Annotated in this window: 11 protein-coding genes; 3 read left to right on the top strand and 8 right to left on the bottom strand. The window is 69.2% G+C overall.

Annotated features, from left to right (window positions below):
* The first annotated feature begins 25 nt into the window (after positions 1–25).
* The gene (locus RS82_RS15310) at positions 26–844 is read left to right on the top strand and encodes a PDDEXK family nuclease (protein WP_045300971.1); all 819 of its coding nucleotides are present in this window, start codon (positions 26–28) and stop codon (positions 842–844) included.
* Between the two features lie 98 nt (positions 845–942).
* Here RS82_RS15310 and RS82_RS15305 read toward each other — a convergent pair whose 3' ends face one another.
* From RS82_RS15305 to RS82_RS15270, 8 genes are all read right to left on the bottom strand, one after another.
* Positions 943–2,058 carry an adenosine deaminase gene (locus RS82_RS15305; protein ID WP_045300970.1) on the bottom strand — a complete coding sequence of 372 codons (1,116 nt, stop codon included), beginning with the start codon at positions 2,056–2,058 and terminating at the stop codon, positions 943–945.
* Between the two features lie 94 nt (positions 2,059–2,152).
* On the bottom strand, positions 2,153–3,454 hold the full coding sequence (locus RS82_RS15300; protein WP_045300968.1) for a thymidine phosphorylase: 1,302 nt from the start codon (positions 3,452–3,454) through the stop codon (positions 2,153–2,155).
* On the bottom strand, positions 3,451–3,852 hold the full coding sequence (locus RS82_RS15295) for a cytidine deaminase (RefSeq protein WP_045300966.1): 402 nt from the start codon (positions 3,850–3,852) through the stop codon (positions 3,451–3,453). Before RS82_RS15295 ends, RS82_RS15300 begins: the two co-directional genes overlap by 4 nt.
* A gap of 96 nt (positions 3,853–3,948) precedes the next feature.
* The gene (locus RS82_RS15290; protein ID WP_045300964.1) at positions 3,949–5,229 is read right to left on the bottom strand and encodes an ABC transporter permease; all 1,281 of its coding nucleotides are present in this window, start codon (positions 5,227–5,229) and stop codon (positions 3,949–3,951) included.
* Positions 5,226–6,593 carry an ABC transporter permease gene (locus RS82_RS15285; protein WP_045300962.1) on the bottom strand — a complete coding sequence of 456 codons (1,368 nt, stop codon included), beginning with the start codon at positions 6,591–6,593 and terminating at the stop codon, positions 5,226–5,228. Before RS82_RS15285 ends, RS82_RS15290 begins: the two co-directional genes overlap by 4 nt.
* Positions 6,590–8,104, bottom strand: coding sequence for an ABC transporter ATP-binding protein (locus RS82_RS15280; protein ID WP_045300960.1), 1,515 nt, complete (start codon positions 8,102–8,104; stop codon positions 6,590–6,592). The genes RS82_RS15285 and RS82_RS15280 overlap by 4 nt, the downstream gene beginning before the upstream one ends.
* A 111-nt stretch (positions 8,105–8,215) precedes the next feature.
* The gene (locus tag RS82_RS15275) at positions 8,216–9,361 is read right to left on the bottom strand and encodes a BMP family lipoprotein (protein WP_045300959.1); all 1,146 of its coding nucleotides are present in this window, start codon (positions 9,359–9,361) and stop codon (positions 8,216–8,218) included.
* Positions 9,362–9,540: 179 nt separating this feature from the next.
* Entirely contained in the window at positions 9,541–10,656 is a 1,116-nt protein-coding gene (locus RS82_RS15270; protein ID WP_045300957.1) for a mannose-1-phosphate guanylyltransferase, read from the bottom strand.
* 238 nt (positions 10,657–10,894) lie between these two features.
* On the opposite strand from RS82_RS15270, the gene sdhC reads away from it, so the two are divergent.
* The gene (sdhC, locus tag RS82_RS15265; RefSeq protein WP_082497100.1) at positions 10,895–11,326 is read left to right on the top strand and encodes a succinate dehydrogenase, cytochrome b556 subunit; all 432 of its coding nucleotides are present in this window, start codon (positions 10,895–10,897) and stop codon (positions 11,324–11,326) included.
* The gene (locus RS82_RS15260) at positions 11,326–11,775 is read left to right on the top strand and encodes a succinate dehydrogenase hydrophobic membrane anchor subunit (RefSeq protein WP_045300952.1); all 450 of its coding nucleotides are present in this window, start codon (positions 11,326–11,328) and stop codon (positions 11,773–11,775) included. Before sdhC ends, RS82_RS15260 begins: the two co-directional genes overlap by 1 nt.
* Positions 11,776–11,792: the final 17 nt, after the last annotated feature.

Raw genomic sequence — 11,792 nt, 5'->3', positions numbered from 1 at the left:
TCCCCAGGCGCTCGCCGAGCACGGCATGAGCCGGCACCGCATCGCATGTCTCGTAGCCGACGGGCGCCTCGTCCGCACCCGGAACGGCCGCTACCTCCGCGCCGACGCCCGTCCGCGACTGCTGGAGGCGAGCCGCCTCGGTGGTCGGCTCGACTGTGTCTCTCTTCTTGCGGAGATCGGTGTGTTCGTGAGGGACCGGCACCCCCTGCATCTGCAGTTCACGCCCGCAACCACACGTCTACCCGTGCGGCCCGAGCAGGTCGTCGCCCATTGGCGCGACTCCGAATGCGAGAGAACAGCTCTGGCGGTCGACCTGGTCAGCGCACTCGTTCAGGCGTGTCGGTGTCAGCCTCCGCGTGATGCGGTGGCCACCCTGGACAGCGCCTGGCACTCCGGGCTCGTGGACGAGGCGGAAATCGCCGAAATCTTCCGCCGTCTGCCGCGGCGCTATCGAATACTGCGGGACCTGCTTGACCCTCGCTGCGAATCGGGGGCAGAGACGCTCATGCGCCTGCTCTTCCGGGCGCTGGGGTGCCATGTCGACGTTCAGGTCGAGCTTCCCGGCGTCGGGCGCGTCGACCTGATCATCGACGGGTGGCTCGTCGTCGAGTGCGACAGCAAGGCTCACCACGAAGACTGGAAGTCGCAGCTGCGTGACCGCCGACGTGATATCGCCGCGGCAGGGCTGGGCTACACCACGATCCGACCCGTGGCAGAGGATATCTACTACCGTTCGGAAGAGACCCTCACGGCGATGAAGGCGATCCTCGGCGCCCACGCCAGGCGCCAGGATCCGCAGAACTCCACAACACAGACTCGGTTGAGGGACCGCAAGGCCTCATAGCCCGTCGAAAGTCGGTGATCCGTGGAGTTCTGCAGACGACGCACGAAGAGAGCAGATGCCGCGGGCCGCGGCATCCGCTCTCCCCAGCAGCCTGCGGGCTACGCGTCGAAGCCGTCGGCGATGAGGTCGATGAGTTCCTCGCGCTCCTCCACCGGGAGGAAGGCGCCGGCCGCGGCGTTCAGCTGGAAGGCCTCGAGATCGTCGAGGCCGTACTCGAACGTCTCGGCGAGCAGCGCGAGCTCGCGCGTGAGCGACGTGCGGCTCATGGTGCGGTTGTCGACGTTCACGGTGACCGCGAAGCCGAGCTGGTAGAGCAGGTCGAAGGGGTGGTCCTCGATCGTCGTGCCCCAGCGCTCGATGGCGCCGGTCTGCAGGTTCGACGACGGCGACAGCTCGAGCGGGATCTCGCGGTCGCGCACCCAGCGCGCCAGGTCGCCGAACTGGACGAGCACCTCTTCACCGGCGCGCGAGACGACCTCGAGGTCTTCGGCGAGGCGCACGCCGTGGCCGAGACGCAGCGCGCGGCCGTCGATCAGCGCCGAGCGGATCGAGTCCAGGCCGGCGGCCTCACCCGCGTGCACGGTGGCGGGGAAGAACTCCGACGCCAGATAGTCGAACGCCTCCCGCAGGCGCGAGGGCGGGAACCCGTCCTCGGGACCGGCGATGTCGAACCCGACCGCGCCCCGGTTGCGCCAGTCCACGGCCAGCCGTGCGATCTCGAGCGAGCGGTCGCTGTGGCGCATGGCCGAGATCAGCTGGCCGACACGGATGTCGTGGCCGCGGCTCTCCGCCGCGTCCTCACCCTCCTCGATGCCCTCCTGCACCGCCGCGACGACCTCGTCGAGCGACAGCCCGCCGCCCAGGTGCTGCTCGGGCGCCCAGCGCACCTCGCCGTAGATGACGCCGTCCGCGGCGAGGTCCTCGACGAACTCGCGGGCGACCCGCGTGAGGCCCTCGCGCGTCTGCATGACGCCGATCGTCAGGTCGAAGGTCTTGAGGTACTCGACGAGCGAGCCCGAGTCGCTCTTCTCGGCGAACCAGTCCGCGAGGTCGTCCGGGTCGGACTCGGGGACCTCGAACCCGATCGCGTCGGCCAGTTCGATGATCGTCGCGGGGCGCACGCCGCCGTCGAGGTGATCGTGCAGCGAGACCTTGGGGAGGCTCCGGAGCGAAACTCCGTCGAGGATGGCGTCGCCGTGCTGGTCGATGGGCATTGGGGGTTCTCCTCGGTTGCGATCGCGAGTCGGGGGTGCGGACGGATGCTGCGGCCCGGGCGCCGCGTCGGGCCCGCCGCGGGACTGACTCAGCCTAGGCGGTGATGCGTTCCAGGACGAGAGGACGGCGCTGCGGTGCGTCCGGGCCGATCTCCCACGCCCCGTCGAGGGCGTCGAGGGCGCGGTCGAACCGGGAGGCATCCTCGCCGAGAAGGGTGAACAGCGGCTGGCCGGCGGTCACCTGATCGCCGGGCTTCACGTGAAGATCGATCCCCGCCGCGTGCAGCACCGGGTCCTGCGCGCGGGCGCGTCCCGCACCCAGGCGCCACGCGGCGACGCCGAACGGGAGCGCCTCCATGCCGGTGACGTAGCCGCCCTCGGTCGCGGTGACGGTGTGCGTCTCGTTGGGCGCGGGCAGCGCAGCATCCGGATCGCCGTCCTGCGCGAGGATCATCGCGCGCCACGCGTCCATCGCGCGGCCGTCCTGCAGCGCCGCTTCGACGTCGGCGTCCGGCCGGCCCGCAAGCGCGAGCATCTCGCGGGCCAGGGCGATCGTCAGCTCGACGACGTCGGCGGGACCGCCGCCGGCGAGCACCTCCACCGACTCGCGCACCTCGTTGGCGTTGCCGATGGCGAGGCCGAGCGGGGTGTTCATGTCGGTGAGGAGCGCCGTCGTCGAGACGCCCGAGTCGGTGCCGAGGGCGACCATCGTGCGGGCGAGCTCGCGCGCCCGGTCGACGTCTCGCATGAAGGCGCCCGAGCCGAACTTCACGTCGAGCACGAGCGCGTCGGTGCCTTCCGCGATCTTCTTCGACATGATGCTCGACGCGATGAGCGGAATGGCCTCGACGGTGCCGGTGACGTCACGCAGCGCGTACAGCTTCTTGTCGGCCGGTGCGAGGCCGGAGCCGGCGGCGCAGATGACCGCGCCGACACCCTGCAGCTGCGCGAACATCTCGTCGTTCGACAGCGCGGCGCGCCAACCCGGGATCGACTCGAGCTTGTCGAGCGTGCCGCCGGTGTGGCCGAGCCCGCGGCCCGACAGCTGCGGCACCGCGACACCGAACGAGGCGACGAGCGGGGCCAGCGGCAGGGTGATCTTGTCGCCGACGCCGCCGGTCGAGTGCTTGTCGACCGTGGACTTGCCGAGCCCCGAGAAGCTCATCCGCTCCCCCGACGCGATCATCGCGTCGGTCATGACGCGGATCTCGTCGCGCGTCATCCCGTTGAGAAGGACCGCCATCGCGAAGGCGGCCATCTGCGAGTCGGCGACGTAGCCGCGGGTGTACGCGTCCACCATCCAGCGCAGCGCCTGCTCCGGCACCGCACCGCCGTCGCGCTTGGCGCGGATCACGTCGACCGCGTCGAACGGCTCGACGCCCGTCGCGTCGCTCATCGCGTCGCCTCCTCGAGGTCGCGGGGTCCGAACGCGTCGGGCAGCACCTCGTCGATGGTTCTGATGCCGGACACCGTCTCGAGCAGCATGCCGGGGATCGCGAATTCGAAGAGCAGCTGCCGGCAGCGGCCGCACGGCATGATCGTGTCGCCATGGCCGTTGACGCAGACGAAGGCGACGAGGCTCCCTCCGCCCGAGTTCGCGAGTTCACTGACGAGACCGCACTCGGCGCAGAGGGTGATGCCGTACGACGCGTTCTCGACGTTGCAGCCGGTCACGATGCGCCCGTCGGTCACGAGGGCGGCGGCGCCGACCTTGTAGCGCGAGTAGGGGGCGTACGCCCGCCGCATCGCGTCGGTCGCCGCGGCGCGCAGCTCATCCCAGTCGATATCGGTCATGCGCGCGCTCCGTTCGCGTCGGGTCGGGTATCAGGAGGGTCGACGGATGCCGCGGCCCGGCATCCGTCGCCCTTCACACGCGCGGCAGGCACCGCGTCATCCCTTGATGTATGGCTTGCCGGCGGCGGCGGGGCCGCGGATCTGACCCGCGAAGCCGGCGACGGCGATGATCGTCACGAGGTACGGCAGCATCAACATGAACTCGCTGGGGATCGGCGTACGCAGCACGGTCAGCAGGTTCTGCAGGTTCGTCGCGAACCCGAACAGCAGCGCCGCGAGGGTTGCGCGGATCGGGTCCCAGCGGCCGAAGATGACCGCCGCCAGGGCGATGAAGCCGAGGCCCGCCGTCATCTCCTTGGTGAACTGGCCCACCGAGACGAGCGTGAAGTACGCGCCGCCGATACCGGCGATCGCTCCGGCGAGCGAGACGTTCCAGAACCGGCTGGTGTTCACCTTGATGCCCACCGTGTCGGCCGCCTGCGGGTGCTCGCCGACCGCGCGCAGCCGCAGGCCCCAGCGGGTGCGGTAGAGGCCCCAGGCGACGAGCGCGACCGTGATGTACATGAGGTAGACGATGAACGTCTGGTTGAACAGCACGGGTCCGATGATCGGGATGTCGCTGAGCAGCGGGATCTCCCACCGCGTGAAGCGCACCGGGCGGTTGAGGTCCGCCTCGTTGGGCACGAGGAGCGCGCCGTAGAGGAAGCCCGTCAGGCCGGTCACGAGGACGTTGAGCACGACGCCGACGATCACCTGGTCGACGAGGTATTTGATGGAGAACGCCGCCAGGACGAACGCCACGAGCACGCCGCCCACCATCGCCCCGACGAGTCCGACGAAGGGGTTGTGGGTGATGCTCGCAAGCAGCGCGGCGCTGAACGCGCCGAACAGGAACTGGCCCTCGATCGCCACGTTGACGACGCCGACCCGCTCGCCGATCACGCCTCCGAGCGCACCGAAGATCAGCGGGACCGACAGCGACAGCGCACCGAACAGCAGACCGGTGACAGGCACGAGCCCGCCGGCGGCGGCCCACACGAGGAACGCGAACACGGCGAGGAGGCTGAACACGATCGGCAGCCAGAGGCCGGTGCGGCGGTAGCTCGCCGAGTCCCAGAACGCCCAGAGCGTCAGGAGCACGAGGAGGCCGATGAGGACCCAGCAGGTCACCGCGGTCGGGAAGCTCACGTTCGGCAGGCCGATCGACGAGCTCGGATCGCTCAGCCGGAACGTGCTGATGCCGTTGCGGGGGACGAACAGGAACAGGAGCGCCAGCAGAACCGTCGCGATCGCGAGGGTCACCGGCAGCTTCAGGTGGCGCACCTTCACGGTGGCCAGCTGGATCGTCCCGTCGGGAGCAGGAGCGAGCGCGGTCATGCGGACACCGCCTTCTTCGCAGCCTTGGCTCTCGCCTTGGCGGCCTTCTCGGCATCGGTCTTCGGCAGGAAGAAGATCGTGCGGATGAGCGGCGGCGCCGCGATGAACAGGACGATGAGCGACTGCACCACGAGCACGATGTCGACGGGGATGCCCTGCGAGGCCTGCATCGTGAACGAACCGGCCTTCAGCGCGCCGAACAGGATGCCGGCGGCGAACACGCCCCATGCCCGGCTGCGACCGAGGAGGGCGACGGTGATGGCGTCGAAGCCGATGCCCGCGTCGATGTACCCGTCGAAGCCGGTGGTCACCGAGCCCTGGATCTGGTTCATGCCGGCCAGACCCGCGAGGCCACCGGCGAAGAGCATCGCGTAGATGTACATCCGCTGCACGGAGATGCCGGACGCCCGGGCCGCGTGCGGGTTCTCGCCGACGGCGCGGAGCCGGAATCCGAGGCTCGAGCGCTCGACCAGCCACCACACGAACACGGTGGCCGCGATGACGATCACGAAGCCCCAGTCGAGCAGGGGGAAGCGAGGTCCGAGGAGGTCGGGGAACTGCGCGTTCGACGGCGTGGCCGACGAGATCGGCTGGTCGCCCGCCGGGCGCTGCAGGATGCCGGGCGTGCGCACCATCCACGTCACGAGATAGAACGCGACGTAGTTGAGCATGATGGTGAGGATCACCTCGTGGGCGCCGGTGCGCGCCTTCAGCACACCGACGATGCCACCCCAGATCGCACCGCCGGCGATGCCCGCCGCGAGGGTCAGAGGCAGCTGGAGGAACATCGGCAGGTTCAGGTTGAAGGTGAACAGCGCCGCCGTCGCACATGCGATGAGGATCTGGCCGCGGCCACCGATGTTGAACAGGCCCACGCGGAACGCCAGCGCCACACCGAGGCCCGCGGCGATCAGCGGGGCGGCGAAGCCGAGCGTGTTGGTGAGCGGCCGGATCTGCGTCGCGAAGTCGTTCGCCCGGGGGTTGTAGATCGCCCCGCGGAAGAGCGCCTCGTACCCGCCGTACACGGCGTTCCAGACGGCGCCGAGGGTGTCGCCGGGTCGCGCGAAGAAGTAGCCGGACGCCGCCTGGACCTCCTCGTTCGTGATCGCCATCAGGATGCCGCCCACGACCATCGCCACGACGATCGCGAGCACGGTGGTCACCCAGTTGCTGCGCAGCAGCTCCTTGATGAAGACGTTCTGACGCGGCGGCGCGGGCACCTCGCCGTCGACGGCGCCGGGCGCGTCGGGCGTGGGTCCCGGGAGGTCCGGCGAACCTGTGAGCGGGCCCGAAACGGGCGGGAGCTGATCTGCCGGCAGCCCCTTGAGCGGGTCGCCGCTCGCAGCGGGGTTCTGGTCGTTCACGCGACGGCCTCCTCGGGCTTCTCGCCGGCCATCATGAGGCCGAGAACGTCTCGGGGGGTGTCGCCGGGCACGATGCCGACGATCGCTCCGCGGTACATCACCGCGATGCGGTCGGCGAGGGCCGCGACCTCGTCGAGCTCGGTCGAGACGACCACGACCGGGATGCCGGCGTCCCGCGTCTCGACGATGCGCTTGTGGATGAACTCGATCGAGCCGACGTCGACGCCGCGCGTCGGCTGCGCCGCGACGAGCAGCTTCAGCTCGCGGCTCATCTCGCGCGCGATCACGACCTTCTGCTGGTTTCCGCCGGACAGTGTCCCGGCGGGGACGTAAGGGCCCTGCGTGCGGATGTCGTACTCGGTGATGCGCGCCTTGGCGAAGTCGTCGAGCACGCCGCGGCGGATCGTGCCGCCCGATACGAAGGCCTTGTCGCCGGACCGGTCGAGGATGAGGTTCTCGGCGACCGTGAAGGTGCCCACGAGGCCGTCCTCGGTGCGATCCTCGGGCACGAACCCGACACCCTCGTCGAGGATGCCGCGCACGCTCTTGCCCACCAGCTCGACGCCGCTGAGCTCGATCGACCCGCTCACGCGCTCCCCGAGGCCCACCATGGCCTCGATGAGCTCGGTCTGGCCGTTGCCCTGAACGCCCGCGACAGCGAGGATCTCGCCGGGGCGGACGTCGAAGCTCACGTCGTCGACGACGACGGTGCCGTTCGCGGTGACGACGCGGAGATCGCGCACCTCGAGTCCGCCCTCGCCGGGCTGGGGCGGGCCCTTGTGGACGGTGAGCTCGACCGCGCGGCCGACCATGAGAGAAGCGAGCTCCGCGTTGGACGCGGTCGGTGAGGCCTCGCCGACGACCTTGCCGAGGCGGATGACGGTGATGCGATCGGCGACCGCGCGCACCTCGCGCAGCTTGTGGGTGATGAAGACGATCGAGGTGCCCTCATCGCGCAGCTGCTTCATGATCGTCATCAGCTCGTCGGTCTCCTGCGGCGTGAGCACGGCGGTCGGCTCGTCGAACACGAGCACCTTCGCGTCGCGCGACAACGCTTTGATGATCTCGACCCGCTGCTGCACGCCGACGGGGAGATCGCCGACGATGGCGTCCGGATCGACCTCGAACCCGAAGCGGTCGGCGACCGCGCGCACGTGCTGGCGGGCCTTGGCGAGGTCGAGGGCGCCGAGCGCCTTCGTGTTCTCGTGCCCCAGCATCACGTTCTCGGCGACGGTGAAGACCGGGATGAGCATGAAGTGCTGGTGCACCATGCCGATGCCCGAGTTCATCGCGTCGCCGGGGCCCCGGAAGTGCTGGACGACGTCGTCCAGCAGGATCTCGCCCTCATCGGCCTGGTAGAGGCCGTAGAGCACGTTCATGAGTGTCGATTTGCCGGCGCCGTTCTCGCCGAGAAGGGCATGGATCTCTCCCGGCTGGACCACGAGATCGATGTGGTCGTTCGCGACGAGGGACCCGAAACGCTTCGTGATCCCACGGAGCTCGAGCTTCATATGTGCACCCTATATATGCTGTCGGCCGCGGCGCCATCCATCTGACGGCGGCGGGAAGAACGCGGCCGGGTGGAATCGTCCACCCGGCCGCGTTCCGCTGTTCCTGCTGCCTTACGGCGAGCTGGGCGAGGTCACCTCGAGGTCGCCCGAGATGATCTGCTCCTGGAGGGCGGCGAGCTCATCGAGCAGGCCCTCCGGCAGCTGCGACTCGAACGAGCCGAAGCCCGACAGGCCCACGCCCTCGTTCTCGAGCGTGCCGATGTAGGTCGCGGGGTCGAAGTCACCGGACGAGGCCTCCATCGTCGCCTGGTAGACGGCCTCGTCGATGCGCTTCATGATCGAGACGAGCACCATGTCGGCGACCGAGGGGTCGGCCTTGGCGAGGTCGGAGTCGACACCGAGCATGACGGTGCCGCTGCCCGCGTCGGTGATGGCGTCGCGCGCGCTCTGGTAGATCGGGCCGCCGACCGGGAGGATCACGTCGACGCCCTGGTCGAGGATGCCCTGCGCGGTCTGCTTGGCGGTGTCGTTCGCGGCGAAGCCGCCGGTCATCGAGCCTTCCTGCGCGTCGACGTCCCAGCCGTAGGTCTCGACCGCGGCGCCCTTGTCCTCGTTGTACTTCTCGACGCCGTCGATGAAGCCGTCCATGAAGATGGTGACGGGCGGGATCGGGATACCGCCGAACGTGCCGACCTTGTTGACGCCGGCCTGCGCCGACCACGCGGCCGCGGCGTAGCCGCCGAGGTACGCAGCCTGGACCGTGTCGAACAGGAGCGGCTTGATGTTCGGCGCGTCGGTGGTGCCGTCGCCGGTCTCCTTGCCGTCGTCACCCGTCTTGCCGCTGTTGTCGGCCCGGTCGTCGATGATCGCGTAGTTCACGTCGGGGTTCGCGAGCGCGGAGGCGACCGTGTCGGCCGAGAGCTTGAAGCCGACCGAGATGATGAACGTGCAGCCCTCGGCGATGAGGTTCTCGAGGTTCGGGGCGTAGTCGTTGGCCGAGCTGGACTCGACCTCGATGGGCTTGACGCCGAGCTCCTCTGCGGCGCGGTCCATGCCTTCCTTCGCGGACTGGTTGAACGACTTGTCGTTGAAGCCGCCGTCGTCCGACACGAGGCAGGGGGTGAAGCCCTCGACGACGTTTCCGGCGTCTCCCGTGGATTCGGTCTCCTCAGGGGCGGAGCCGCAGCCGGCGAGGGCGATCAGCATGCCCGCGGCGACGGTGACGCCGACGAGCTTCTTGGTGCGTGAGATGGTCAACTCAGCCTCCACTACGTTCCCCCGCGTCCTTCACGGGGACTGCACAAAGTTACCCACTGTGACGGCGCGGTTGCATGCATCGTGAGGCGTCGTTCGCGAAAGGTTACAAAGACGCAATATCCCGCTCAGATGAGCAGAGGATCGGGGAAAACGGATGCCGCGGGCCGCGGCATCCGATTTCACAGCACTTCGCCGCGACCGCTGAGCTTGAGCGCGTCCACGACGCCCTTCACGCGCTGCGCGTGCTCGCTCGTGGTGACCAGCAGCGCATCCTCGGTGTCGACCACGACGATGTCCCGGACCCCGATGAGGCTGATGACCCGCCGGGTCTGGCTCACGACGATGCCGCTGGCGGCATCCGACAGGATGCGGGCGTTCTCGCCGAGGATGGCGAGGTCGTTCTTGCGGCCGTGTGAGTTGAGCTTGGCGAGACTCGCGAAGTCACCCACGTCGTCCCAGTCGAAGTGGCCGGGGATGACGGCGAGGCGCCCCTTCGCGGCGGCGGGCTCGGCGACGGTGTAGTCGATCGCGACCTTCTTGAGCGTCGGCCAGACCCGGTCGACCACCGGTCCGCGCTCATCCCGGTCGTCCCAGGCCTCGGCGAGATCCATGAGTCCCGCATAGAGGTGAGGCTCATTCTCGGCGATCTCGCCGAGCAGCACGTCGGCCCGCGAGATGAACATGCCGGCGTTCCACAGGTAGTTGCGGTCCGCGAAGTACTCCTTCGCCGTCTCGAGGTCGGGCTTCTCGACGAAGCTCTCGACCAGGGCTGCCTCGGGCGCCCCCTCGACCTTCAGCGCGGTGCTCTTCTTGATGTAGCCGAAGCCGACGGACGGCTCGGAGGGCTGGATGCCGATGGTGCAGATGTAGCCCTCGCGCGCGGTGGCGACCGCCTGGTTCACCGCCCACTCGAACAGCTGCGGCACGCGGATGACGTGGTCGGCGGCGAAGGAGCCGATGATCACGTCGGGCTCGCGGCGCGAGAGGATCGCGGCGGCCAGGCCGATGGCGGCCGTCGAGTCGCGAGGCTCCGACTCGAGGAAGACGTTCTTGTCCGGGATCCCGGGGAGCTCCCTCTCCACGGCGGCACGGTGTGCTCGGCCGGTCACGACGGCGATGCGATCGGGCCCGGCGAGCGGCTCGAGGCGGTCCCATGTATCGCGCAGCAGCGTGCGGCCAGAGCCGGTGAGGTCGTGGAGGAACTTCGGCGCATCGGCGCGCGACAGCGGCCACAGCCTGCTGCCGATGCCGCCGGCGGGGATCACGGCGTAGAAATCGTCGATGGGTCCGGGCATGGCACCAGGCTAGCGGGATCGGCGAAACAACCGGGGTTCTTTCCCGTCGTGAAGATCCCTCCGGATGGAGGGGGCGTAAGGGTCGCCTTCGTCGCCTGTCCGCGAAATGCGGGAATAGGATGGTCGCAGCGCCCGCGTGACGCCGACGGCCCGAAGCCCACGGTTCCGGGCCCTCTTCGGGGGCCGTCCTCGCAGTCCGAGGCCAGCCCCATCGTGTTTCGATCCAAGGAGGACGGACGTGTCTGCACCAGCACGCGTCACACCGTCGGTATCCGAGACCACCTCCCGAGTTCCCCGCGGCACGCTCTACCGCGGGAACGAAGGCATGTGGTCGTGGGTGCTGCACCGCATCACCGGCGTCGCCATCTTCTTCTTCCTGCTCGTCCACATCCTCGACACGGCGCTCATCCGGGTGTCGCCCGAGGCGTACGACGCGGTGATCGGCACCTACAAGAACCCGGTGATGGCCCTCGGCGAGGTCGCCCTCGTCGGCGCCATCGCGTACCACGCGTACAACGGCCTGCGCATCATCCTGGTCGACATGTGGTCGTGGGCCACACGCCACCAGCGCCAGCTGTGGTGGGGCGTGCTGGGCCTGTGGGCCGTGACGATGCTGGGCTTCGTGCCGCGTCACCTCATGCTCGCCTTCGCTCCGGGAGGGGGCCACTGATGACCGCCATCGCCGAACCGCGCGCTCCGCGCGCCGCCGTCCGCCGTCGGGGCGCCAACCTCGAGAAGTGGGGCTGGGTCTACATGCGCGCCTCGGGCGTGCTGCTCGTGGTCCTCATCTTCGGCCACCTCTTCGTGAACCTGATGGTGGGCGAGGGCATCCACGGCATCGACTTCGCGTTCGTCGCCGGCAAGTACGCCACGCCGTTCTGGCAGTGGTGGGACGTCCTCATGCTGTGGCTCGCGCTGATCCACGGCGCGAACGGCATGCGCACGATCGTCAACGACTACGTGACCCACGCCGGCACCCGCCGCGTGCTGGTCTGGGCGCTCGGCCTGGCTGCCGCGTTCCTGATCGTGCTCGGCACGCTCGTCGTCTTCACGTTCGACCCGTGCATCGGCTTCGACGCCGAGACCGCGTCCGACACCATCATCAGCATCTGCGGCTAAGCATTCGGGCGACCCCC

The organism is Microbacterium trichothecenolyticum (genome assembly GCF_000956465.1).
Taxonomy (GTDB): Bacteria; Actinomycetota; Actinomycetes; order Actinomycetales; family Microbacteriaceae; genus Microbacterium; species Microbacterium trichothecenolyticum.
The sequence above is the reverse complement of the archived record's forward strand: the minus strand, read 5'-3'. Positions and strand labels throughout refer to the sequence as shown.